The sequence below is a fragment of the Acinetobacter sp. ANC 4218 genome (assembly GCF_002135245.1).
Classification (GTDB): domain Bacteria; phylum Pseudomonadota; class Gammaproteobacteria; order Pseudomonadales; family Moraxellaceae; genus Acinetobacter.
In genome coordinates this window covers 29,932-53,724 of sequence record NZ_NEGD01000010.1, presented here as the reverse complement: position 1 = coordinate 53,724, position 23,793 = coordinate 29,932, and the positions used below count along the sequence as shown (strand labels likewise).

General features: G+C 39.2%; 23 protein-coding genes and 2 tRNA genes. 15 read left to right on the top strand and 10 right to left on the bottom strand.

What is annotated here, in order from left to right:
* Positions 1-41: 41 nt before the first annotated feature.
* From lpdA to pgaD, 7 genes are all read left to right on the top strand, one after another.
* Positions 42-1,475: a dihydrolipoyl dehydrogenase gene (gene lpdA / locus B9T38_RS10895; RefSeq protein WP_086196820.1), complete on the top strand. Its 1,434-nt coding sequence runs from the start codon at positions 42-44 to the stop codon at positions 1,473-1,475.
* 181 nt (positions 1,476-1,656) lie between these two features.
* Positions 1,657-2,823 (top strand): ADP-forming succinate--CoA ligase subunit beta, encoded by a 1,167-nt coding sequence (gene sucC / locus B9T38_RS10890; protein ID WP_086196819.1) that lies wholly within the window; start codon positions 1,657-1,659, stop codon positions 2,821-2,823.
* 12 nt (positions 2,824-2,835) lie between these two features.
* On the top strand, positions 2,836-3,726 hold the full coding sequence (sucD, locus tag B9T38_RS10885; RefSeq protein ID WP_086196818.1) for a succinate--CoA ligase subunit alpha: 891 nt from the start codon (positions 2,836-2,838) through the stop codon (positions 3,724-3,726).
* A gap of 999 nt (positions 3,727-4,725) precedes the next feature.
* Entirely contained in the window at positions 4,726-7,197 is a 2,472-nt protein-coding gene (gene pgaA / locus B9T38_RS10880; RefSeq protein WP_171263228.1) for a poly-beta-1,6 N-acetyl-D-glucosamine export porin PgaA, read from the top strand.
* A complete protein-coding gene (gene pgaB, locus B9T38_RS10875) occupies positions 7,197-9,035 on the top strand; it encodes a poly-beta-1,6-N-acetyl-D-glucosamine N-deacetylase PgaB (RefSeq protein WP_086196816.1) in 1,839 nt (612 codons plus the stop codon). The genes pgaA and pgaB (B9T38_RS10875) overlap by 1 nt, the downstream gene beginning before the upstream one ends.
* Positions 9,035-10,303, top strand: coding sequence for a poly-beta-1,6-N-acetyl-D-glucosamine synthase (gene pgaC / locus B9T38_RS10870; protein WP_086196815.1), 1,269 nt, complete (start codon positions 9,035-9,037; stop codon positions 10,301-10,303). Before pgaB (B9T38_RS10875) ends, pgaC begins: the two co-directional genes overlap by 1 nt.
* Positions 10,296-10,802: a poly-beta-1,6-N-acetyl-D-glucosamine biosynthesis protein PgaD gene (pgaD, locus tag B9T38_RS10865; RefSeq protein WP_086196814.1), complete on the top strand. Its 507-nt coding sequence runs from the start codon at positions 10,296-10,298 to the stop codon at positions 10,800-10,802. The genes pgaC and pgaD overlap by 8 nt, the downstream gene beginning before the upstream one ends.
* On the opposite strand, the gene pgaB (B9T38_RS10860) is transcribed toward pgaD, so the two are convergent.
* From pgaB (B9T38_RS10860) to B9T38_RS10850, 3 genes are all read right to left on the bottom strand, one after another.
* Positions 10,768-11,997 (bottom strand): poly-beta-1,6-N-acetyl-D-glucosamine N-deacetylase PgaB, encoded by a 1,230-nt coding sequence (pgaB, locus tag B9T38_RS10860; RefSeq protein ID WP_086196813.1) that lies wholly within the window; start codon positions 11,995-11,997, stop codon positions 10,768-10,770. The two genes, pgaD and pgaB (B9T38_RS10860), sit on opposite strands and share 35 nt — an antisense overlap.
* Before the next feature lie 83 nt (positions 11,998-12,080).
* Positions 12,081-12,425 (bottom strand): VOC family protein, encoded by a 345-nt coding sequence (locus tag B9T38_RS10855; protein WP_086196812.1) that lies wholly within the window; start codon positions 12,423-12,425, stop codon positions 12,081-12,083.
* A 207-nt stretch (positions 12,426-12,632) separates the two neighbouring features.
* Positions 12,633-13,169, bottom strand: coding sequence for a hypothetical protein (locus B9T38_RS10850; protein WP_086196811.1), 537 nt, complete (start codon positions 13,167-13,169; stop codon positions 12,633-12,635).
* 349 nt (positions 13,170-13,518) lie between these two features.
* On the opposite strand from B9T38_RS10850, the gene cysD reads away from it, so the two are divergent.
* Both cysD and cysN read left to right on the top strand, forming a co-directional pair.
* Positions 13,519-14,427, top strand: coding sequence for a sulfate adenylyltransferase subunit CysD (cysD, locus tag B9T38_RS10845; protein ID WP_171263230.1), 909 nt, complete (start codon positions 13,519-13,521; stop codon positions 14,425-14,427).
* A 45-nt stretch (positions 14,428-14,472) separates the two neighbouring features.
* Positions 14,473-16,089 (top strand): sulfate adenylyltransferase subunit CysN, encoded by a 1,617-nt coding sequence (cysN, locus tag B9T38_RS10840; protein ID WP_086196809.1) that lies wholly within the window; start codon positions 14,473-14,475, stop codon positions 16,087-16,089.
* Between the two features lie 46 nt (positions 16,090-16,135).
* Here cysN and B9T38_RS10835 read toward each other — a convergent pair whose 3' ends face one another.
* Positions 16,136-16,969, bottom strand: coding sequence for a hypothetical protein (locus B9T38_RS10835; RefSeq protein ID WP_086196808.1), 834 nt, complete (start codon positions 16,967-16,969; stop codon positions 16,136-16,138).
* Between the two features lie 20 nt (positions 16,970-16,989).
* Positions 16,990-17,592, bottom strand: coding sequence for a KwaA family protein (locus B9T38_RS17210; protein WP_086196807.1), 603 nt, complete (start codon positions 17,590-17,592; stop codon positions 16,990-16,992).
* Between the two features lie 169 nt (positions 17,593-17,761).
* On the opposite strand from B9T38_RS17210, the gene B9T38_RS10825 reads away from it, so the two are divergent.
* The gene (locus B9T38_RS10825; RefSeq protein WP_086196806.1) at positions 17,762-18,271 is read left to right on the top strand and encodes a PadR family transcriptional regulator; all 510 of its coding nucleotides are present in this window, start codon (positions 17,762-17,764) and stop codon (positions 18,269-18,271) included.
* A 34-nt stretch (positions 18,272-18,305) separates the two neighbouring features.
* Positions 18,306-18,554, top strand: coding sequence for a DUF2798 domain-containing protein (locus tag B9T38_RS10820; RefSeq protein ID WP_086196805.1), 249 nt, complete (start codon positions 18,306-18,308; stop codon positions 18,552-18,554).
* Between the two features lie 69 nt (positions 18,555-18,623).
* Here the strand turns inward: B9T38_RS10820 and B9T38_RS10815 are convergent, their stop codons facing one another.
* The 3 genes from B9T38_RS10815 to B9T38_RS10805 form a co-directional block, all read right to left on the bottom strand.
* Positions 18,624-18,902 carry a hypothetical protein gene (locus tag B9T38_RS10815; RefSeq protein ID WP_086196804.1) on the bottom strand — a complete coding sequence of 93 codons (279 nt, stop codon included), beginning with the start codon at positions 18,900-18,902 and terminating at the stop codon, positions 18,624-18,626.
* A gap of 135 nt (positions 18,903-19,037) precedes the next feature.
* The gene (locus B9T38_RS10810) at positions 19,038-19,367 is read right to left on the bottom strand and encodes a thioredoxin family protein (protein WP_086196803.1); all 330 of its coding nucleotides are present in this window, start codon (positions 19,365-19,367) and stop codon (positions 19,038-19,040) included.
* Positions 19,368-19,390: 23 nt separating this feature from the next.
* A complete protein-coding gene (locus B9T38_RS10805) occupies positions 19,391-19,831 on the bottom strand; it encodes an N-acetyltransferase (protein ID WP_086196802.1) in 441 nt (146 codons plus the stop codon).
* 132 nt (positions 19,832-19,963) lie between these two features.
* Between B9T38_RS10805 and B9T38_RS10800 the strand changes: the two genes are divergently transcribed.
* The 3 genes from B9T38_RS10800 (at position 19,964) to B9T38_RS10790 (ending at position 22,440) form a co-directional block, all read left to right on the top strand.
* A complete protein-coding gene (locus B9T38_RS10800; RefSeq protein ID WP_086196801.1) occupies positions 19,964-20,956 on the top strand; it encodes an NAD(P)H-quinone oxidoreductase in 993 nt (330 codons plus the stop codon).
* Between the two features lie 241 nt (positions 20,957-21,197).
* Positions 21,198-21,398, top strand: a complete 201-nt coding sequence (locus B9T38_RS10795; RefSeq protein WP_086176233.1) for a hypothetical protein — start codon at positions 21,198-21,200, stop codon at positions 21,396-21,398.
* A gap of 136 nt (positions 21,399-21,534) precedes the next feature.
* On the top strand, positions 21,535-22,440 hold the full coding sequence (locus B9T38_RS10790) for a helix-turn-helix transcriptional regulator (RefSeq protein ID WP_086196800.1): 906 nt from the start codon (positions 21,535-21,537) through the stop codon (positions 22,438-22,440).
* Between the two features lie 122 nt (positions 22,441-22,562).
* On the opposite strand, the gene B9T38_RS10785 is transcribed toward B9T38_RS10790, so the two are convergent.
* Together B9T38_RS10785 and B9T38_RS10780 are read right to left on the bottom strand one after the other, a co-directional pair.
* A tRNA-Leu gene (locus B9T38_RS10785) sits at positions 22,563-22,648 on the bottom strand.
* A 10-nt stretch (positions 22,649-22,658) separates the two neighbouring features.
* Positions 22,659-22,732, bottom strand: a tRNA-Cys gene (locus B9T38_RS10780).
* Positions 22,733-22,885: 153 nt separating this feature from the next.
* Here B9T38_RS10780 and folD point away from each other — a divergent pair.
* A complete protein-coding gene (folD, locus tag B9T38_RS10775; protein WP_086196799.1) occupies positions 22,886-23,734 on the top strand; it encodes a bifunctional methylenetetrahydrofolate dehydrogenase/methenyltetrahydrofolate cyclohydrolase FolD in 849 nt (282 codons plus the stop codon).
* The last annotated feature ends 59 nt before the right edge of the window (positions 23,735-23,793 follow it).

The window sequence follows — 23,793 nt, the reverse complement described above, 5'->3', positions numbered from 1 at the left end:
GGGCTTAGAGCGATCCTCTAAGCCCATTTTTGGAGAGCATAATGTCTCAACAATTTGATTTAGTAGTAATTGGCGGTGGACCAGGTGGTTATGAAGCTGCAATTCGTGCAGCTCAACTTGGTTTTAAAGTTGCGTGTATCGAAAAACGTATTCATAAAGGCAAACCTTCTTTAGGTGGTACTTGCTTAAACGTGGGTTGTATCCCGTCTAAGGCATTACTTGATTCTTCACACCGTTATGAAGACACCGTAAAACATTTAGATGATCACGGTATTACCACTGGTGAAGTAAGTTTCGACTTGTCTAAGCTTCTAGCACGTAAAGATAAAATCGTTGACCAGTTGACTGGCGGTATTGACCAGTTATTAAAAGGTAACGGTGTTGAATGGTTAAAAGGTACTGGTAAATTACTGGCAGGTAAAAAAGTTGAGTTCGTTTCTAACGAAGGTGAAACTCAAGTTTTAGAGCCTAAGTATGTCATTCTTGCCACTGGTTCCGTGCCAGTAAATATTCCTGTAGCTCCTGTTGATCAAGACATCATTGTTGATTCAACAGGCGCGCTTGAATTCCCAGAAGTGCCTAAACGTTTAGGTGTCATTGGTGCAGGCGTGATTGGTCTTGAGCTTGGTTCAGTATGGCGTCGTTTAGGTGCAGAAGTTGTTGTATTTGAAGCAATGGATGCATTCTTGCCAATGGCTGATAAAGCATTGGCAAAAGACTTCCAGAAACTGTTAACTAAGCAAGGTCTTGATATCCGTGTAGGCGCGAAAGTGTCTGGTACTGAAATTAACGGTCGTGAAGTGACTGTTAAGTACACTCAAGGCGGTGAAGACAAAGAGCAAACTTTCGATAAGTTGATCGTTTGTGTAGGCCGTCGTGCTTATGCTGAAGGTTTATTGGCGGATGATTGTGGCATTAAACTGACTGAACGCGGTCTGGTTGAAGTGAACGATTGGTGTGCGACTTCTGTGGAAGGCGTATATGCAATTGGTGACTTGGTACGTGGTCCAATGCTTGCACACAAAGCAATGGAAGAAGGCGTAATGGCTGTAGAGCGTATTCATGGTCATGCTGCACAAGTGAACTACGACACGATTATTTCTGTTATCTATACTTACCCGGAAGCAGCGTGGGTCGGTTTAACAGAAGAGCAAGCCAAAGAAAAAGGCCACGAAGTTAAAACTGGTCAATTCGGTTTTGCTGTAAATGGCCGTGCTTTAGCTGCGGGCGAAGGTGCTGGTTTCGTGAAGTTTGTTGCTGATGCAAAAACTGACCGTTTACTTGGTATGCATGTGATTGGACCAGCTGCGTCTGATATCGTACACCAAGGTATGATTGCACTTGAGTTTGTATCTTCAGTTGAAGATTTACAGTTGATGACTTTTGGCCATCCAACCTTCTCTGAAGTGGTTCATGAAGCTGCACTTGCAGTAGATGGACGAGCGATTCACGCGATTCAGCGTAAGCGTAAGTAAGACAAAAAGAGCGGCTTAGGTCGCTCTTTTTACATTTGATAGTTGTTTTTATTAGAACAATCATCTAAAAATAAAGATAAGAATCATTTTAAGTTCTCAAAATACCAATATTGATTGATGTGAACCAAAAGATATTGGTGAACGTAATAACAAAGTCAAATAAGTACTAAAAGGTTGTTCAATGAATTTACATGAGTATCAAGCAAAAACGTTATTAAAAAAATATGGGATGCCGGTTCAAGAGGGTATCTTGGCAACAAATGCAGAAGAAACCGTAAAAGCTTTTGAGCAGCTTGGTGGTAAATTTGCAGTACTCAAAGCTCAAGTACATGCCGGGGGACGCGGTAAGGCTGGTGGGGTAAAAGTCGTGAAGTCTGCACAAGAAGCTGCAGACTATGCCAATCAGATCATTGGTACTCGTTTAGTGACTTATCAGACGGATGCCAGTGGACAACCAGTCAACAGCATTTTAGTCTCTGAAGATGTTTATCCGGTTGAACGCGAGCTGTATCTTGGTGCAGTAGTCGACCGTTCCAGCCGTCGTGTAACTTTTATGGCATCGACTGAAGGTGGGGTCGAAATTGAAAAAGTGGCTGAAGAAACCCCAGAAAAAATTATAAAAGTCGAAGTTGATCCATTGGTTGGACTGATGCCATTTCAAGCTCGTGAAGTGGCTTTTGCTCTTCATTTGAAAGATGGCCAGATCAATCAGTTTGTCAAAATTATGACCGCAGCTTATCAGGCATTTATTGAAAATGATTTTGCCCTATTTGAGATTAACCCACTTTCAGTTCGTGAAAATGGTGACATCTTATGTGTGGATGCCAAAGTCGGGATCGACTCTAACGCCTTATACCGTTTACCCGAAATTGTAGCGATGCGTGACAAGTCTCAGGAAAATGAACGCGAATTAAAAGCTTCAGAACATGACCTGAATTATGTAGCCTTAAAAGGTAACATTGGATGTATGGTCAATGGAGCGGGGCTTGCTATGGCAACTATGGACATCATCAAACTGTATGGTGGTCAGCCTGCGAACTTCCTTGATGTTGGCGGTGGTGCAACCAAAGAGCGCGTCATTGAAGCGTTTAAAATTATTTTGGCAGACAGCTCGGTACAAGGGGTTTTAATTAATATTTTTGGTGGAATTGTACGTTGTGACATGATTGCTGAAGCCATTATTGCAGCGGTCCAGGAAGTTCATGTAACCGTGCCGGTCGTTGTGCGTTTAGAAGGGAATAACGCAGAACTGGGTGCCAGGTTATTGGATGAATCTGGACTTACGTTAATCTCTGCATCAGGTTTAGCTGATGCAGCAGAAAAAATTGTTGCTGCGGTAAAAGCTTAAGGAGTATCAATCATGAGCGTATTAATTAATAAAGACACCAAAGTATTGGTACAAGGTTTTACCGGTAAAAATGGTACGTTTCACTCAGAGCAAGCATTGGCTTATGGTACCAAAGTCGTCGGTGGTGTAACGCCCGGTAAGGGGGGGCAAAGCCATTTAAACCTACCTGTATTCAACACCATGAAAGATGCAGTCAAAGAAACAGGCGCAGATGCCTCGGTCATTTATGTACCTGCACCATTTGTATTGGATTCAATTGTAGAGGCAGTAGATTCTGGGATTGAACTTATTGTTGTAATTACTGAAGGTGTGCCGACTTTAGATATGTTAAAGGCCAAGCGTTATCTTGAAACCAATGGTAATGGTGCGCGTTTAATCGGTCCAAACTGTCCGGGTATTATTACCCCGGGAGAATGTAAAATCGGTATTATGCCAGGACATATTCATCAGCCAGGTAAAATCGGAATTATCTCACGTTCGGGTACACTAACCTATGAAGCTGTAGCTCAGACTACAAAGCTCGGTTTAGGTCAGTCAACCTGTATTGGCATTGGGGGAGACCCAATTCCAGGCATGAACCAGATTGATTGCTTGAAGTTGTTCCAAGAAGACCCGCAGACCGAAGCCATTATCATGATTGGTGAAATTGGCGGTACCGCAGAAGAGGAAGCAGCTGAATATATTCAGTCTCATGTCACCAAGCCGGTTGTGGGCTATATTGCAGGTGTGACTGCACCAAAAGGTAAGCGTATGGGGCATGCAGGTGCAATTATTTCTGGCGGTAAGGGCACAGCAGAAGAAAAATTTGCAGCCTTTGAAAAAGCGGGTATGGCTTATACGCGTAGTCCTGCAGAGCTCGGATCAACTATGCTAGAAGTTTTAAAACGCCAAAACCTGGCCTGAGTCAATCAATAAACTTGAAAGCTCTCAATTGAGGGCTTTTTATTTTATGGTCTTTGATAAGCAGGGTATCTGACATTGAAAAAACTTCATATAAAAAATGAGAAACTAGACTTTTTGCAAAATCACTTTTTAAATCATTTCAATGTTGTAAATTGCAGCAATCAAATTTAGACTTAAACCCGTACCTTTACATCGACTACAGTAAAGTGTAGCAAGAATCTTGAAAAATCTTTAATTTACCATTTACCTGCTCAGTTCGAATACGATGTTCGCCCATTTCTCGATTAATCTGCTTATGTAAGAAAGTTAATGGGTTGTTTTACTTGCTGAAAATGTGGTCGGTGTCTGATCCCTAATCGGCTTAAAGCTGGTTACTCTTTATCAATAAGCATAAGGGCTTGATATCTCTGCTTCTTGTGCTGATCATTAGACAATGAAAATCATGTGTACTTCCTTATGCCAATAACTTAGACTCATTAATGGTTAATCTTTCGGTAAAAGGCTAAAAGGTCTGCCTCGTCAGGTATTTGCTTGGCTTATTTTTAATACTTCGTGCACTTCTAAAAAGATTCTAGGTTGTATTCCAATAAGTCATTTGAATTGACTGCTTGATAATATTTTAACTTTTGAATATTTTATGTTCCTATAATAATAGAACATACCTTTTCTGTATGAATAAAAATACTCAACTTATTGAGCATTTTTGATTTATACAAGATATTTATTTTGAGTAATTGAGTAATAATGTTTTTATAAAGTGGTTAAGATAAAGAATTATATAAAAAAATTAATTATTAAATAAATAAAATATTGTTGTTAAAATAATTCGCCAAGATAAAAAAAATAATATATTTCACAATTAAAATAATGTGATATTTATCGCATAAAATAATAAAAACACAAAATTATACACAATATTTTTGTTAATATGGTCTTTTATTTATATATTGTGGATTACAATGTGACCATTAATAACAATGAATAAAGAATATTTTAATTATGAACTTTAATCTCACTATACTATCGATCTCCTGTGGGACTTTACTTTTTTCTACATTGTCATTCGCAGAATTGATCTATAAAGACGTTGTTGATCAACAACGTGAAAAAATTGTACCTTTAATTAAACAAGGCCAGGTGGATACTGGATTACAAAAACTCAGGCAATTATTGGGGCGTTATCCCAATAATCAAAAATTGATTGCTGATTTTGTAGTAATGGCTTATGAAAATAAAAAATTTGCAGAATCAGATATTCGCTACCTGAAGGGTATTCAAATTCAACAATTTCCAGACTATGGAAAAATATATGTTATTAAGGCATTACGCGACTTAAAGAAATTTGAGCTTGCAGAAAACTGGGCCAAAAACTTTGCCAAAACCGATTCTAATCAACAATGGATCGTTTGGGCAGGAATATTACAAGCAGAAGCCGGTAAAAAGGCTCAGGCGAAAAAAACCCTTTCTCAAGTTGATATTAATCAAGTCGAAGCAGATTATTTAGCACAGCTTTCCTATACTTACCGGATACTAGATATGCCTGTTGAGGCATTGAATACGGCTAATCTGGCTCTTGAAAAGAGCAAGGATATGGGTACCGAGGAGCAGTATGCATTAGCATTACTGAATAATGCAGATTACGCTAATGCGGAAAACTTTATACAAAACAGTAACTCATTAAAAGAGAATACTGATCTCAGAGCCAATGCCAAAATTAGTGAATTTTCTCAGCGGATTCAAAATGCTGTGGAATATTATAAACTTTCAATTTATCGAGGACGAAAACAGCCGTACCAGCAACTCGATGAAGTGCTCGCAGATATGGAGCAATACGAATCACAATTGCCGAATGATCCGAGTTGGAAACGCCGTTTTTATTATGAATACATCTATGCCTTAAACGAGCGAAATCGCTCTAAAAAAGTTTTTGAACAAATTTCAAAAACAGGAGTGCCTCTAGAACAGATGCCTCCTTATGTGCGTCAAGCGATTGCAGATGCTTACTTTAAGAATCAACAACCTCAAATAGCTGAAAAAATTTATAAAAGCTTATTGAATGAAAAGAACTATGCTCATTTTGAGCTATATGCAGGCTTGTATTACTCATTAATTGAACAAGAGAAATATAAAGAAGCTGATCAATTACTCAAAACAATGGACAAGGCATTACCTACTTTCCAATACAGTAATGCTAAAGGTGTGGATAAGGTTACCCATGATGACCGGAGTGAATATTTAGCTTTAGTCGGGCTTAACTACGCCTATCGTCAAGAATATGCCAAAGCAGAACAATACTATGAACAATTAATTGCAAAAGCACCGAATAACGTTCTTTTTCAAAATAATCGTGCATTCATTCAACTTATGCGTGAAAACCCACAGCGTGCAGAATGGATTGTATCTCAATGGGATGGAGTCATACCTGTAGATGAAGGCATCCGGATCCGTCATTTAGAAAATCTGCGAGCTTTGGAAAATATCCAGCAATGGCGTCTGCAAAGTACTGAACTCATGCAAACCATGCCTGAAGATACGACCGTAATAAAAAATAAAAAACAGCTTGATGACCGTAATCATGCCTCTATTCAACATCAGAGTAACTTTTCAGAAAGTGATTCCGATAACTCGGCTTTACTTAATCGTTTGAAGGGGAACCGTGAGCAGGATCATTTTACCCGCATTCACAGCCCATGGTTTTTTGATAATTATCGTACTTATGTAGATCACAGTTTTCGTTCTGGTGAATATGATACGGGCACAATTGAAGATCAACGCGTAGGTTTGGGACTGGAATGGGCATCACGTCGTAAAGCAGTGAATATCATGTTGTCTCAGAGTATCGATAATCCACAAGATCAAGACCGTTTTGGGATCAAGGCCAATTGGTCACAATGGCTGAATGATCATTGGCAGTATGCATTCAGATTTAATAGTCAGGCGGATATTCCATTACAGGCCATCCGAAAGGGCAATGAAGGTAAATCTTATACTTTTGATTTGAATTGGCAACAGCATGAATCTCGTAAGGCGGGTCTGGTCTATCAGTTAACTGATATTGATGATGATAATACACGCCAAGAGGTTTCGGCATACCTTAAACAGCAGATTTTCCAGGCTCCGCATCATCTTACCAGTTTGACTTTAGCGGGTTATTACAGCCAGAACAAAGATGTCATTGTGGACTATTTCAATCCTGAAGAAAGTTATAGTGCAGAGTTGCACTTACAGCATGAGTGGATTACGTGGCGGAGATATGACCGCAATTTTACTCAAAATTTTGAAGCTACCGCTGGGACTTTTGGACAAGATAATTATTCCACGAAGCCAATTTATAACGTTTTTTATGGACATGATTGGCAGGTTTCCCGGACTTGGAGTCTGAACTATGGCATAGGATGGGGAACTCATCCTTATGATGGTGAAGATGAAGAAAAAACTTATGCAACAGTGGGCTTTAAAGGAATTTTTTAATGAAACAAGTGATGAAAACCTTACTTTCTGCTGTCATGGTAACGGTCTTCGCCGTTCCTGCGACGGGTTTTACGCAAAATATAACCAAAAATACCACTGAAATACCTGATAACTTATTTGTTACCATTACTTTTCATGATGTTCGAGATGACGTTGCCCGTGAAGGAGATCGGGATCTTTATGCAATCAGTACTAAAAATTTAGGACGCTATTTTGCCTGGCTAAAACAGGAAGGCTGGCAAGCCATCAGTTTGCAAGATGTATGGGATGCTCGGCAAAAGAAAAAGAAATTACCAAAAAAATCAGTGTTATTGACCTTTGATGATGGCGCACTCAGTAGTTATACCCGGGTTTTTCCATTATTGAAACAGTATAAATATTTCGCTGCTTTTGCTATTCCGACGAGCTGGATTAACGGGAATACCAAAGATGCTTATGAAGCCTATGGTCAAAATAGCTTAATGTCTTGGGATCAAATGCGTGAAATGCAGCGCTCAGGCCTGGTAGAGTTTGTTTCACATTCGGACAATATGCATAAGGGCATACTTGCCAATCCACAACAAAGTATGCAGCCTGCAGCAATTACACGTCAATTTTTACCAAAATATCAACGTTATGAATCTGATCAAGCTTATCAAAACAGGGTTGTAGAAGATTTACAACAATCCAAGAAAATTTTAGACACTGAATTGGGAATAGATACACGCGCGATATTCTGGCCTTATGGGGCGGTGACCAAGGAAAGTGAAGAACTTGCAGAAAAAGCTGGTTTGCCTATGTCATTTAGCTTGGGCAGTATGTCAACCCTTGCTGATTCGGGGCAAACCTATCAACGTGCCCTAGTAATGAATAATCCAACCCCCGAAATGTTGCATGCAGAAATGCTGGATTTTTTAACTTTTGCAAGCGATATCCACAAACAGCGTAGAAGTTATATCCGTTTTGATTTGGCTGAAATGGTCAGTCCCAATGACAAAATTTTTGATCAAAAACTGGGGCAATTCTTAGATCAGATTAGTGCATTACAAACCAATACTATTTTATTAAAAACCGTAGCGGATGAAAATGGGGACGGAAAAATAGATGTTGCCTATTTTCCTAATCGTCAACTGGGTATGCGTAAGGATTTATTAAATCGTACAGTTTGGCAAGCACGCACCCGTGTGGGTAATCGGGTGTATGCTGAATTACCGATCAGTTTACAAACAAAACAGGGACTCAATTTTGCAGATCTTACTGCGGAATTAGTTAAATATAATTCTTCAGTTGAAGGTGTAATGATCGATATTGGAGATGAGCTCGACTGCGCGATACAGAAAAAGACTTGGGATGGGGAATGCGCTGAAAAAATAAAACAGGTTTTTGATATAAAAGATCAAGCTAAAAAACAGGCAAAATATTACACCAATATCAGTAATAATTATCAAACTGTTTTGAAAATCACCTTAAAGGATAAGCATGTAGATGGATTAATGCCTTTGATGGAATATAGTTTAAATAATAATGATTTTCTTTATATTGAATTTGATCCGGTGAAAGATTCTGGAATATTTAAAACTTTAGAAAAACAACTGGAAAAATTAAACAGTATACAAAAACAGTATTTAATCGTGAGTTTTACAGTAAATCCGAATGGGAAAAGAAGTGATTGGAAAGAATATTCACAATATTATCAGGAATTAAAAAAATTATCCGTACAAAAAATTGGGATTAATAATTATCAATTGAAGGCTGGACAGCAAGTTCAAGGACATCTTTACCAAGATCTAAGTATTAATACCAGTCCACTCACTTATCGTAATCCATATGAAAATAATACTGCGAAGGGGAGGAAATAATGACTGATTCAAGTTTATTTCAAATGAGTGACGTATATTTTGGCTTTGCTTTTTTCTACCCATTATTTATGGCGTGGCTTTGGATTGCGGGGGGAATCTGGTTCTATTTAAAACATGAACGCAAGCAACCATCGTTACCTCATCCTAGCGAACATGGATGCAGTATCATTATTCCTTGTTTTAATGAGGCAGCACAGGTTAGGGATACCATAAAGTTTGCCATGCAAACGCAGTATCCGGATTTTGAAGTCATTGCAGTCAATGATGGTAGTCGAGATAAGACTGCTGAAATTCTAGATGAGCTTTTGCAAAAATATCCAAAACTCAGGGTTGTCCATTTGGCTGAAAATCAGGGCAAGGCCTATGCTTTACGTGCCGGTGCAATGGTGAGTCAAAATGAATATCTAGTTTGTATAGATGGTGATGCATTAATCCATCCTCATGCAGTGTTATGGATGATGCATCATTTAACAAGATATCCACGGGTTGGGGCAGTCACGGGGAATCCTCGTATTTTGAACCGCTCCAGTATTCTGGGCAAAATTCAGGTGGGTGAATTCTCTTCTATTATTGGATTAATTAAACGTGCACAACGTACCTATGGACGCATCTTTACTGTTTCAGGCGCAATCGTTGGTTTTCGTAAAACGGCACTAGACCGGATTGGATATTGGCGTGATGACATGATCACGGAGGATATCGATGTATCATGGCGCTTACAGTTCGATCATTGGGACTTGCAATATGTCCCAAGAGCATTGTGCTATATCTATATGCCTGAAACCTTCAACGGCTTGTGGAAACAGCGTTTGCGTTGGGCACAAGGAGGAGTGGAGGTTTTATTTGCTTATTTACCAAACTTATTTAGGTGGAATCGACGCCGTATGTGGCCTATTGCACTAGAGTCTATTATCAGTGTGGTTTGGGCATATGTGATGTTCGGTATTATTATCTTATATCTATATGGCCTATTTTTTTCTTTACCCGGAGAGTGGGCAATTCAATCTCTCTTTCCACAATGGTACGGGATTATTCTGGGTTTAACTTGCCTGATTCAATTCTTTGTTAGCTTATATATTGATAAACCCTATGATAAAGCCCGAATCTTCAGAAACTATTTTTGGGTCATTTGGTATCCACTGTTCTTCTGGATTCTGACTATGCTGACGACTGTGGTTGCATTACCTAAAACGATTTTCAAGACTCAAAAACGTGCACGTTGGGTAAGCCCAGATCGTGGATTTAGAGGAGAGCCAGAAAATGACTAAAGTCTATAAATATTATTTAATTGAAGATGAATCAAAATTAGAACTACCAGCGTACATTGATCAACCTGAATATGTACGTAATAAAAGCTTGGGTTACAGTTTGCAAATCGTTGGTTGGTTTATGTTTATGTGGTTATTTATGCCAGTGTTGACCCTATTTTTATGGTGGTTTGAAAGTCAAACCATTTATCAGCAACTGGTCATACAAGCTCAACCCAATAGCCAGTTAAGTTTATTGAACCTTGTAGTAATGATTTTAAGCTTTATTGGCGTGCTGTTGCTTTGGGCAACTTATAACTGGGCCCGCTTTTCAGGTAAGGATCGTAGAAAAGCTCCATTAGCGGTCGCGGTACCCCAACTTGCCAGCAGTTTTAAGGTGAATACGGCAGATATTATCAATATGCAACAGGCTAGAAATTTAACCCTTTATTATAATAATAAAGGGTTACTGGAATTCTTTGAGACTAATCACCAGTTAAAAAAGCGGATTTCAGCTTAGAAGGTTGAGGATGTTCCTGTACAAAATCATCGGGGTAATAACCAATATGTTTTACCCCGTGTTTTTCTAAAAACTTGATGGTATCCACAATTTCTTCGGTGGAAAGCTGTTGATTGTTTCGCCAATTCAATGCTTGCAGTTCAAAGATAGTATGACTCAAATCCGGGTCGTATTTTTTTGACTGTTGTATGAGGTCGAAATAGAATTGTTGATGGTCATCCGCTTCTTCCATATAAGGCATCGCCATAATGGCATTGTAGTCATAATATTGATAAGTACTTGGCATGGATTGACTAAACCAGTTTTCACTATGAGGCTCTAATACTACGGGTGCATACATATTACGTGCAGTCAGTAGATGAGGCTGTTGTTGTTTAATGATTCTGCTAATACCTGCGGCAAACTGATCCAGATATGCCGTTTTGAATTTGGCAAATTGTAATTGCTTGGATTGCCGAGGCTGTTTTAATAATTGATCTGAACTAAATCCCCAAGCCCGATACATACTCCGTGCTGGAGCAGAGCTGTCTTCATAATCATTCAGTGTGATATCATCATGGTAGAGCACACCATCTACCGCATTTGATTTGATAAAATCTAAGTAAATTTCAGAAACATATTGAAGATTTTTGGGATCAAAGGGTGAAACTCTAATATAGCCCTGTTTTCCGCCGTTGTTATGTGAGACATAAGTCAGTTTGTAATTTTTTGGAAACTCCCACGCCATTAAGGGCAACCAGGCATAAATATGCTTGACCTGGGTCTTGCTACGAATCTGGCTGACAAGAAGAGGAAAAAGATTGTCTCTGGTCGGGATGTGGCGGTTTTTAAAGTACACCTGATTGGCTGAACCATTGGCATCGGGATCGGCAAAGGCTTGCAAGAAAATGGTATTGGGTTGAATCTTGTTAATACGTTGTAATAAAGCCTGAAGATTTTCTTGCTGCTGTTCTTTATTTTTATCATATACATAGTCAATATCGATATGCATGATGCGCATCTGATCGATTTTACCGGTTTTTTTTAATGGCGGCGCAACTGATTTTTGTGTCATATTCTGCTGCACAATTGCATCAATAGGATGCGGTTTGATCTGTACGAAATCTGCAGCCTGTGTAGCCAATGGCAGACAGGTTAAGCTCCAACAAAGACAATGGCTAAGACTGCTCTGGTATAAATTTTTTAAATTATTCATTATTATACTCACATTTTTTGGTTATAAAATTTTAAAAATATCAATGGGTTGTTTTATTATTAGCTCATCCTGTTAAAGGGTGATCAGGCATGAATCAAATCATCAATCAGTAGCTTTTTCATTTTAAATAACGTTGCTTGTGCATGAGAATTCTGCTTAACAATCTCGCCTAAATTTTCAGGGTGAATTTGCCAGCTCATCCCAAACTGGTCTTTACACCAGCTAGATTGGCTCTCGATTCCTTTTAGCGTGATGCTATTCCAGTCATAATCAATCTCGGTCTGATTTTCGCATTTAATGATTTTTTCTTTTGCCGCATATTCGTTTGTGGCAATCATGTGATTATACGGAAGACTAGAGTAATACCATTCACAGGCTGCTTTGGCATTTTTTCCAAACCACAGGCAAGGATAAATAGAGGTCGTCATTATTATGCTCTATATAAGTCATATAAACAGATAATGTAGCGCTCTACCAGCATGACTCAAGTGAGTTTGTGCAGGCTAATTGTTTAAAATTGATTCAATTTAAATGAAAAATGCAGCCGATGAGACTGCATTTTTTAGCTGGCAAAAATTTATCTAGTTTCAATCATTTGTGATATGAACTCTGAATGATATTTTTAATAAGCACGATTAAAGTAAACAGGTTTGAATACGGACTTTCATGTTCAAGGCCTGTTGCAGAATAAAAGCTTTCATCCAGTTGACCTGTTGTCCCATCGGATTGGTTTTGATGGCTGTCTTCAAGAAATCCAAGTTGGCCTGATTGAACAGTTGTGTTTCAATGGCCTGTTCAAGCTGAGCACTACTGGCTGTCATGGGCAGGCTCACCAGATAAAATGCCTTGGGATAGTTATAAAAAGCATACAACAAGTTAAAGGCTTTTTGATCGGCCTTAAGATTGCCTGCACCAATTTCATAGCTGCGATCCTGATTGCTATGGGTGACACCAATCAAAAAATCAAAATGATTATCCGAAAGTCTTAGTCCAAATTGCAGCCCAATCTGGTCAGCGGTGAGCTCATGTTGCACAAAATTATTCAGGATGGAGCCATCCTCTCCCCAAGGTTCTTGCAGCACCAGTAAATGTTGATTGTGCTGATAGATGTGGCCTGCAAGCTGTGCTTGTTCCAGGCTGGATTTCACGGATTCAATAGTACGGTCTGGCATAGGTATAATTCAAAAGAATACAGGAGATGGGAGAAAGTTTAGTTACTCTATGCAATTTTCAGCATGAATTACATAGATGTTTTAGAGGAATTAACAATCAGATTAGATTTTGTACATTTTAATGTTGGCTTGCGGTGAGGATTATCTCTGAATACAATAATAAATCATCATTTAAGTAAATCATTAATAAAAACTTATACTCTTTATTAGTTAAGCTTTATATGACAAATATGCATATTAATATAATAAAACAAGCAATAGATGTGATAACTAAATCTCTATAATGAATATATATATTTTTAAAAGTGTAATAAGTACACGTTGATCTGAGCTGGTGTTGTCAATGTCCATAACTGAGGAAAGACTTACTCATCTTAAACAGCTTGAAGCTGAGAGTATTCACATTATTCGTGAAGTGGCTGCCGAATTTGAAAATCCGGTCATGTTGTATTCTATTGGTAAAGATTCTGCAGTGATGCTGCATCTTGCTTTAAAAGCCTTTTATCCTGCAAAACTTCCATTCCCGCTATTGCATGTCGATACAGGCTGGAAGTTTAAAGAGATGATCACTTTCCGCGATAACATGGCGAAAACCCATGGTTTCGATTTGATTGTGCATCAAAATAAAGAAGGCCTTGAAGCAGGAATCAATCCGTTTGATCATGGTAGTTCTAAATATACCGACATCATGAAAACTCAGGGCTTAAAACAGGCTTTGGATAAATACGGTTTTGATGCGGCTTTTGGCGGTGCGCGCCGTGATGAAGAAAAATCACGTGCCAAAGAACGTGTTTACTCGTTCCGTGACAGTAAACACCGTTGGGATCCGAAAAACCAGCGTCCAGAACTTTGGAATCTTTACAACGGTAAAGTGAACAAAGGCGAAAGTATTCGTGTGTTCCCGTTATCAAACTGGACTGAGCTTGATATCTGGCAATACATCTATTTAGAAAGCATTCCATTAGTACCACTTTATTTAGCTGCAGAACGTCCTGTGGTTGAACGCAGTGGCACACTGATTATGATTGATGATGAACGTATGCCTCTACAAGAGGGAGAAGTTCCACAAATGAAATCGGTACGTTTCCGTACTTTAGGGTGTTACCCGCTTACGGGTGCAGTTGAATCAACTGCCAATACCTTGCCGGAAATTATCCAAGAGATGCTCTTGGCGACCAGCTCAGAACGTCAAGGTCGTATGATTGACCATGATGAAGCAGGCTCGATGGAGAAGAAAAAACAAGAAGGTTACTTCTAATTTTTCGATCTGAACCCGATTTCTAAAGTATGTGGAGTTTGAGCGATGTCTCATCAATCTGAACTGATTAGCCAAGATATTTTGGCGTATTTGAAACAACACGAAAATAAAGACTTACTGCGTTTTTTGACTTGCGGTAACGTGGATGATGGTAAATCGACTTTAATCGGTCGTTTACTTTACGATTCAAAATTGATTTATGAAGATCAATTGCAAGCTGTTACCCGTGACTCTAAAAAAGTCGGGACGACTGGTGATGCACCTGATTTGGCACTTCTTGTTGATGGTCTGCAAGCTGAACGTGAGCAGGGTATTACTATTGATGTAGCGTATCGTTATTTCTCTACTGAAAAGCGTAAGTTCATTATTGCCGATACTCCGGGGCATGAGCAATACACCCGTAACATGGCGACAGGTGCTTCAACTTGTGACCTTGCGATCATCTTAATTGATGCGCGTTATGGTGTACAAACCCAGACCCGTCGTCATACCTATATTGCAAGTTTATTGGGTATTAAGAACATTATTGTTGCGATCAACAAAATGGACCTGGTTGAATTCTCTGAAGCACGCTTCAATGAAATTCAGGCTGATTATGCCAACTTCGTAAGCCAATTGGGCGACCGTAAGCCAAGCAATATCATCTTTACGCCTATTTCTGCATTGAATGGCGATAACGTGGTGAACAAGTCGCCAAATACGCCATGGTACACGGGCGAAACCTTGATGGGTACGCTTGAGTCTGTAGAAATTAACCGTGATACCGCGAAACGTGATTTCCGTTTCCCTGTGCAATATGTGAACCGTCCGAACCTCGACTTCCGTGGTTTTGCAGGTACGATTGCGTTGGGTGAAATCAATGTCGGCGATACAGTTGTGGCTTTACCATCGGGTAAGACTTCAACAGTGAAAGAAATCGTGACTTATGATGGCAACCTTGAACATGCTTTTGCTGGTCAAGCGGTGACATTAACGCTGAATGATGAAATTGACGTATCACGCGGTAATATGCTGGTTCGTGCAGATCAGGGCATTCCTGCCATTTCACGTTCGGTTAAAGCGACTGTGGTATGGATGGCGGATCAACCGCTGGTCATTGGCAAGTTGTATAACATCAAAATTGGTACACAAACGGTGCCTGCTAAAGTGACTGGCATTAACTTCCGTACCAATGTGAATACGCTTGAGCACATGCAAGTGGATCATCTTGATCTCAATGCCATTGCCAATGTGACTGTTGAATTTGATGCGCCAGTGGTGTTTGACCGTTATCAAGACAGCCGTTATACCGGTTCGTTTATCTTCATTGATCGTTTGAACAACGTCACGATTGGTGCGGGTATGGTGGAAGAGTCTGTTGAATGGACTGTGCACAGCAACCCTGTAACTGCGGAAGACCGTGCAGCGCGTTTGGGTCAAAAACCTGCGTCAATTACGGTGTCTGCCAAAGCATTGGAAAATGCGCAAGCACTTGAAAACCTGTTGCTTCAACAAGGTATTGTCGTGATTGCGAAAGCTGACCTTGATGCTGCTCAAGTTGCACTGCTTCGTGAAACAGGTATTGCTGTGATTACTACTGTTGCAGAAGGTACAGATGTAAGCTTCGCTCAAGAGTCGGTTGAGGAACTGGCTGAGAAGATTGTGGAATTGGTTCGTCTATAATAGATTGAATTGATTTAAAAAAACCCGCTGAAAGGCGGGTTTTTTATTACATAGAACGATATGATTGTGTTCTTCTTTTCTCTCGTGTAATTGGAGTTTCATGAAATCTTTGATCTAGAGCATCAGCTAAATCACGTACGTCTTCATTATTATTAATGATAAATTTGCCATTTTTGAAGGTAATATGACTGAGATATTGTTGAACATTACTAATAAATTGAACTTGTTCACTAGCGGAAAAAGAATCAAAACGAGCTTGAACAGCATTAATTTTTTTTCTTACAGGAGTTGAAACTTTTTTAATATCAAATCCTGAAGCTGTATCAAAAATATTTGAATTTACAAAGTTGCTAACTTCAACTTCAGTTGCTTCTTTAAATTGTTGATCAATTCCTCTGAAAATGTCTGTCAATTTAGAAATGTCTTTGAAATACAATCTTTCCGTAGATTCATCATAAATTGCATCAGGAATTTCATTAATCAAAATAATTGGATCAACTGATATGCTTGGTTGGTCATTTAAACCTGTCCAATTTAATCGTGGTTTTTTGATTAGCATTGAATTTGGTACTTTTTGATAGAAAGCACGGCTGTTTAACTTATCAATTAATGTTAGAAAACGGATGGAAGTATATTCATCGGATGAAATTTGAACCCAATCATTACTATTTGCATTTAGGCAAACTGTAATGGGATTTTTGATATTTTTTGAAGGTAATGAGTCTAAAAAGAACCATTGGTCATCATCTAAAGAAGAATTAGGTGAGTAGGAAATTGCATGCTGTAAATCAAGATTGCGATATTCAGCAAAGACAGAAATTTCTTGCTGATATAATACTTTTTTAATCGACTTTCCTACTTTGCCAAGCAATATATCCATAAGTGTGAATTAACTCCTATCTAAAATTGAATATATGTATATTCGTTGATCTTTTTAACAGTAATCGAATTAGTTAAATCTTGCATTTTAAAGTCACTAATATTTTTAATATCGTACTTTATAATTAGTAGTATTTTCAAACCCTTAGTGTTTGTGATGTGGTAGAACTTATACCCTAAAACTAAAAGAATAGGATTGAAGAAAGCTGATTTAGAAAAATATAATAAAGTCGTTATTAGGATAAAGATGATAAAAAATGCTTTGAATGTACTAATACTGATAGCAACTAAAATATAGCTTAAGTAAATTGGCAAAAAATATTCATTAGCAGGCTCAATATTGGTAATAGAGTTTGTAGAAATTGAATCAGTTGCTCCAGTTTTTCCAAGTAAAATGGAGATTTTTCCAATGAAAAGGCAAAAGAAAAAGATAAAAAAATAAATCAAAATCGAGATGAAAAATTGATTGTCGTACATTGAACTTATGCAGAAATCAGTAAATTGATTAATTTTGAGTGCAAACCATAAATAAATTGAATTTAGCCATAGATCTTCGTGGCTTATTAAAAAAATAAGTATAGATAGTAGAAGCGAGCTGATTATCAGCAGAAGTTTGGCAATCATTTTGAATTACCACAGTAATTTTTTGATAAGTATATATAATTTTTCTTATAAGATTAAAGAGTTATAGGTTTCTAGCGACATAATTTGTCGTAAATGCAAAAATTAACTTTAAAAATAATAATAGAAATATTAAGATATATCTTAATTGATATTAAGGTATATCTTAGTTATGCCAAATTCCAATCATATTGAGAACATCGAAAGTATATCTTCACCGCGTAAACGCCTGTTTGAAGCCGGACAGATGAAGCTGTTGGTGCTGCATTTCATTGCTCAATCCCCAAAGTTTAGCTACGACATCATTAAAGATGTGGCATCACTGGTAGGCGGGAACTACAAGCCGAGTACAGGCACTATTTGTCCGACTATCAATTATCTCGAAGAACATCACTATACTCAGGCTGAACTGAGTGCCGATGATCGTAAGCAATACCGTATTACACCTACAGGTCTTCAACATCTTGAAGAGAATCAGGAAATAGTAAAAAAAATCCTCGACCGCTTTAACACACGCAAGCAAATCCAGAATAACGAACACTATGTCGATATCAAACGTGCGATGGAAAACCTGAAAACTTCATTGCGCCTGAAGATTCAACATACCGAACTGAACCCAGAGCAAATCCGTGAAATCTCCGGAAAGATTGATCAGGCAGCAGTAGAAATTGCACGTATGTAATTCGATTCACGATTTAAAAAGATTAGGTTAAATGATGAAAAATAATCTCCCAAAATTCCACCCGAAACATCTGACTTGGCTGATGCCACTTATCCTGTCGGGCATCATGAGTGGTGCAATTTCCTGCTTTAACCTGTTGCTGAATAAAGGCTTGGTTGATGGCTTCTTTTCTCTGTGGCTACATGCCTGGAGCTTATCATGGCTGATGGCATTTCCACTGATTCTGGTGATGCTACCATTGGTGCGTAAATTCCTGATGCAATTTGTAGAAATGCCGAAGTAAAAAACACTTCGGTTTGATTAAAAAACTGTCAAAACCATGTATATAAGAGATGGGGTGAATGTATCAGCTTTAGCCCCGTTTTTTTCTCAGCCAGATCACCAAGCGGGTCAACATAAGCAGTAGGGCAAAATAGATTTGAAAGACGGCTGCAAAGATCATGATCCAGCCGCTATTCCCGGGTGTTTTTTTTGCATCCAGCTCAATGACAAATACCAAAATTGCAACCACAATTTCAAAAACAATCACGGTTTTAAATAGCCAGGCCCACTGAAAATGCAACAACCATGTGAGGAAAATAACGCCCAAACCAGGGAACAGGCAAAATAGGAAAATGACTTTTAAATCCATAACAATTGAGCATTTTTTATTGTGGGTGTGGGGCTCACAATATATTGAATAAAAATAGAAATAAAGCAATGCACTTGAAATGACTATGCAATATTCAATTGGGTATTTTTATCATTGAACCACAATAATTTTAGATTAGTTCATTGAATCAACAATGCTTTTCATTTCATTCAAACTTTTCACCCCTGCAATCCGTTGAATGATTTGTCCGTTTTTAAAAATCAGTGTGGAAGGCAAACCGTAAACGTTATAGCGTAGGGTCAGAATCGGGGATTGATCGACATTGATCTTGCCAAATTTGATCTCGGGCTTTACCGTAGCATAGTGTGCTGCCAACTGTTCAAATACAGGAAAATTTTGTACACATGGGGCACACCAGTTGGCATAAAAACGAATCACAGCAAATCCTTCAAACCATTCAAAGTTACTATAATTATCTTCATTGTATTCAATGACGGCTGACATAAACTTTCCTGATATTTTCCCAATTAATGCTTGGACCAAGTCATGCTTAATTCCGCATGACCGGTGTTTTGATCCATGGCTTGGCTGATGATTTTAAAGCCCTGCTGCCGATAAAAATTGACCGCTGCGGTATTTTCAGTATAGACATTTAAATGCAATTCATCACACTGCTGTTTAAAAAAATCAATCAAGGCCGTACCGTATCCCAAACCTTGGTGATGAGGCGCAATAAAAAGTGCAGCCAGCGCCGATTCTGATCTTAATAAGGATGCAAAACCTGCGACAGTTTGATTTTCCTTGATCACATAATTTTCGGCTAAAGGCAGGTAAAGATCACGCATCGGAAGCAACTGCTTTTCCCAGTAAGAAGCAGGAATAAAATCATGTGCCTGTAGGGAAGCATTGAGCCAGATGTCTAAGATAGATTCCATATCCTGCATTTCAGCTTTTTGAATGGTTGCCATGCTCAATCTCATATCATTTTGCTGAATAGTAGGGAGATTATACATAAGTCAACAGTTATTCATTCGCGGCTATTTCTATGTTCAAATAGAGCAGTAAATTTTAAAAAGTAATGAATAGATCAGGAATAAATTATGTCACAAACGACTATGCAACAAGTCATCATCACAGAACCGGGCGGCGTGGATAAACTGGCTTACGAAACTGTTGCAGTACCTGAAGCTAAAGCAGATGAAGTCTTGGTGAAAGTGCATGCATTTGGCATTAACCGTCCTGACATCTTGCAGCGTCAAGGTCTATATCCAATGCCTAAAGGGGTAACGCCTGTACCGGGTTTGGAAGTGGCTGGTGAAGTGGTGGCTGTAGGAACTGAGGTTTCTAAGTTTAAGGTTGGCGATAAGGTCTGCGGCCTAACCAATGGCGGCGGTTATGCGGAATATTGCGTGGTACCTGAAAGCCAAACCTTGAATATTCCTGAAGGTGTGAGCTTTACTCAGGCAGCCGCGATTCCTGAAACCTTCTTTACCGTATGGGCGAATGTATTCCAGATGGGTAAAGCCAAGGCAGGGGAAACTGTGCTGGTGCATGGGGGAACGAGCGGGATCGGTACAACTGCTTTGATGCTCTGTAAATCCTTGGGGATTAAAACTTTTGCCACTGTGGGTACTGATGAAAAAGTGGTAGCAATTTCGGATTTAACCACGGCAATCAACTATAAGACTCAAGACTTCGAGCAAGTGATTAACGAGCAAACCGACAATGGCGGTGTTGACGTCATTTTGGATATGGTGGGGGCGCCATATCTGGAGAAAAACCTGAATCTGCTGCGTCGTGATGGTCGTCTGGTTTATATCGCATTCTTGGGTGGTGCAAAAGCCAAAGAGGTCAAACTCGGTCAAATCATGATGAAGCGTCTGACTATTACCGGTTCAACCATGCGTGCACGTAACACAGCAGAAAAAGCTGAAATTGCGCAAGGTTTGCAGCAACATGTCGCGCCGCTGTGGGCAAAAGGAGAATGTTTGCCGATGATCTATAAAACTTTTAAGTTTGACCAGATTCAGGATGCTCATGCGGTGATGGATACCGGTGAACATGTTGGTAAAGTTGTGGTAGAAATCCTCTAATCATTCCTGTGATTGAAATACTAAAAGCCAACATATGTTGGCTTTTATTTTGCTTACAATAAAAATGATAAGTAACTTAAATTAATAGATAAAAATAAGGTTATAAAATTTTAAAAAATGGTAAAAAATATCGATTGTTCGACACAACCTGTCAAAACCAGGGAGTAGATTAAGATTTAGAATAATCCGACTAAATTGTTTGGAATTAATTGAAACGTCATGTAATAAAAGGAAGTATATTATGAAAATAGTCTCAGCTCCTTATACATCTGAACATGGCTTACGCGCCTTGAAGCGATTGCATAAAGCCATTATTTGCAATCAGGTATTACCTTCTAATCTGCATCAGTTTTATAAAGCGATGCTGCATCTTGAGCGTTATGTTGAACGGCTTAATCCCAAACCGCCGACAAAAGGTGTCACCAGCCGTTTCAAATCCTGATTCAAGTTTATCCTATTAGGCTTAAGTTGAAATAAATATTTAAAATTAAGTTTTTGATTGGTAGTATAATTTTTAGATAATTTAAAAAATTTTAGCATTTTAGGTATTGTGCTTTTATTGCACAAAGAGGGTGTTTATGAAGGGCAATGCGTCAACGCATGAGCGCCTCGCAGAGCGTTTGGCCAATATTTTAACCAAACTGAATATAGGGCATCAGTTAAGTGTACAAGAACTGGCGGGTGAGTTTCAGGTCAGTACCCGAACCATTGAACGGGACTTTGATCGGCTTAATTCATACTTGCCTTTGATTCAGGATGGAAACACTAAACGCTATTATCTGGAACCTTCCTATTTAGGCCGTTTTAAACTGCAGGATATCCAGAATTTTGCGCAATTGTCGGGAATTAGTGAGCTTTACCCGACGCTGGATATTTCTTTTTTACGCGAATTGCTGGACGAGCGGGCGAATCAGGTCTTCTCGGCAAAAGGCTATTATTTTGAAGATAGCAAACGGTTTGCTGAACATTTTAAGCTGCTTAGCGCTGCGATTTATAAACGTCAATGGATTGAGATGCAATATCGTGATCAATGCAGAATCATCCAGCCTTATCGTTTAATCCATCATCATGGCATCTGGTATTTGGCGGGTGTCTTTCAGAAAAAACTGCAGACTTATCGCTTAAGTCAGATTCAGCAGGTGAAACTGCTATTTGAGGCAGAAAATTTCCAACATGATGCCGAGATATTAAAAATACTGGCTGATGAGGAAAGCATCTGGTTTGGACAGCAAAAACAGCAGGTTTTTATCCAGGTAAAGGCTGAGGTTGCGGTATTTTTTAAAGAGCGGCGTTTGTTTCCCGAGCAGCAGATTGAGCAGGAATCCACATCGGGAGAATTATTAATCAGCTGTCAGGTTCGCCACGAAATGCAGTTATTGCCTTTGGTGCGGTATTGGCTACCACATGTCAGGATTATTCAGCCAGTTCATTTACAGCAAAAACTGGAGCAGGACCTGGAGAACTATTTGCGCTCTGCGGGATAATACCCAAAGAGCATAATAGTGGAATGCAATTCAGAATAAAAATATGAGTTGCTAAATTTTAGGCATAAAAAAACCAGCTTAATGCTGGGTTCTTTATTTACACCATCTTAGTAGGCTAAGAATGGTGCCCGAGGCCAGACTCGAACTGGCACGCTTTGTGGGCGGGGGATTTTAAATCCCCTGTGTCTACCGATTTCACCACTCGGGCTTAACAAGATTGGAGGCGGAGGTCGGAATCGAACCGGCGTACACGGAGTTGCAGTCCGCTGCATGACCACTCTGCCACCCCGCCATGTCTTGTTGCTGCGTATATTATCAAGCCCTGAAAAAAAAACAATAGTAGATTTATGCAGATGTGCAGAAAAGCAGCATATAACGGAAAATATTTAAAATATTCATGTAGAATGTGCGAAATTGATTCATATCAACATTTGGGAGAAGTGCCGTGGCATTAGTATTAGATGGTCGTGCATTGGCAAAGAAAATTGAGGCTGATTTGTTAACTCGCGTAGAAGCGTTAAAAGCAAAATCAGGTCGTACTCCAATCCTTGCGACTATTTTGGTGGGTGATGATGGCGCATCTGCAACTTATGTGCGTATGAAAGGAAATGCTTGCCGCCGTGTCGGTATGGATTCATTGAAAGTTGAACTTCCGAAAGAAACCACGACTGAAGAATTACTGGCTGAAATTGAAAAACTCAATGCCAATCCTGATGTTCACGGTATTTTGTTGCAGCACCCAGTGCCTGCACAAATTGATGAGCGTGCTTGTTTCGATGCCATTTCACTGGCGAAAGACGTCGATGGCGTAACTTGCCTGGGCTATGGCCGTATGGCAATGGGTGAGGCCGCGTATGGTTCTGCAACACCAGCAGGCATCATGACCATTCTGAAAGAAAACAACATTGAAATCGCGGGTAAACACGCGGTGGTTGTGGGTCGTTCTGCGATTCTGGGTAAACCAATGGCGGCAATGCTGCTTGAAGCAAACGCAACAGTAACGATTTGCCATTCTCGTACGCAAGATCTTGCTAGCTTCGTTAAGCAAGCGGACATCATTGTTGGTGCGGTAGGTAAAGCTGAACTGATTCAAAAAGACTGGATTAAACCAGGTGCAGTAGTTGTTGACGCTGGCTTCCATCCACGTGATGGCGGTGGTGTAGGTGACATCCAGTTGGTTGGTATTGAAGAAGTGGCTTCTGCTTATACACCAGTTCCAGGTGGTGTAGGTCCTATGACGATTACCACTTTGATTCGTCAAACTGTTGAAGCTGCTGAAAAGGCTTTAGGTTAATCTTTTAATTAAAAGATGGTGAAGTCACGACGGAGTCTTACCGTTGTGACGATCGATGT

Coding starts and splice junctions, on each gene's coding strand:
- pgaA (WP_171263228.1), top strand. CDS start 4,726: ATGAACTTTAATCTCACTATACTATCGATCTCCTGTGGGACTTTACTT.
- B9T38_RS10855 (WP_086196812.1), bottom strand. CDS start 12,425: ATGACGACCTCTATTTATCCTTGCCTGTGGTTTGGAAAAAATGCCAAA.
- pgaB (WP_086196816.1), top strand. CDS start 7,197: ATGAAACAAGTGATGAAAACCTTACTTTCTGCTGTCATGGTAACGGTC.
- cysN (WP_086196809.1), top strand. CDS start 14,473: ATGTCTCATCAATCTGAACTGATTAGCCAAGATATTTTGGCGTATTTG.
- B9T38_RS10825 (WP_086196806.1), top strand. CDS start 17,762: ATGCCAAATTCCAATCATATTGAGAACATCGAAAGTATATCTTCACCG.
- sucD (WP_086196818.1), top strand. CDS start 2,836: ATGAGCGTATTAATTAATAAAGACACCAAAGTATTGGTACAAGGTTTT.
- lpdA (WP_086196820.1), top strand. CDS start 42: ATGTCTCAACAATTTGATTTAGTAGTAATTGGCGGTGGACCAGGTGGT.
- B9T38_RS10835 (WP_086196808.1), bottom strand. CDS start 16,969: ATGGATATATTGCTTGGCAAAGTAGGAAAGTCGATTAAAAAAGTATTA.
- B9T38_RS10800 (WP_086196801.1), top strand. CDS start 19,964: ATGTCACAAACGACTATGCAACAAGTCATCATCACAGAACCGGGCGGC.
- B9T38_RS17210 (WP_086196807.1), bottom strand. CDS start 17,592: ATGATTGCCAAACTTCTGCTGATAATCAGCTCGCTTCTACTATCTATA.
- pgaB (WP_086196813.1), bottom strand. CDS start 11,997: ATGAATAATTTAAAAAATTTATACCAGAGCAGTCTTAGCCATTGTCTT.
- pgaC (WP_086196815.1), top strand. CDS start 9,035: ATGACTGATTCAAGTTTATTTCAAATGAGTGACGTATATTTTGGCTTT.
- B9T38_RS10850 (WP_086196811.1), bottom strand. CDS start 13,169: ATGCCAGACCGTACTATTGAATCCGTGAAATCCAGCCTGGAACAAGCA.
- B9T38_RS10810 (WP_086196803.1), bottom strand. CDS start 19,367: ATGTCAGCCGTCATTGAATACAATGAAGATAATTATAGTAACTTTGAA.
- B9T38_RS10790 (WP_086196800.1), top strand. CDS start 21,535: ATGAAGGGCAATGCGTCAACGCATGAGCGCCTCGCAGAGCGTTTGGCC.
- B9T38_RS10820 (WP_086196805.1), top strand. CDS start 18,306: ATGAAAAATAATCTCCCAAAATTCCACCCGAAACATCTGACTTGGCTG.
- B9T38_RS10805 (WP_086196802.1), bottom strand. CDS start 19,831: ATGGCAACCATTCAAAAAGCTGAAATGCAGGATATGGAATCTATCTTA.
- B9T38_RS10795 (WP_086176233.1), top strand. CDS start 21,198: ATGAAAATAGTCTCAGCTCCTTATACATCTGAACATGGCTTACGCGCC.
- sucC (WP_086196819.1), top strand. CDS start 1,657: ATGAATTTACATGAGTATCAAGCAAAAACGTTATTAAAAAAATATGGG.
- pgaD (WP_086196814.1), top strand. CDS start 10,296: ATGACTAAAGTCTATAAATATTATTTAATTGAAGATGAATCAAAATTA.
- B9T38_RS10815 (WP_086196804.1), bottom strand. CDS start 18,902: ATGGATTTAAAAGTCATTTTCCTATTTTGCCTGTTCCCTGGTTTGGGC.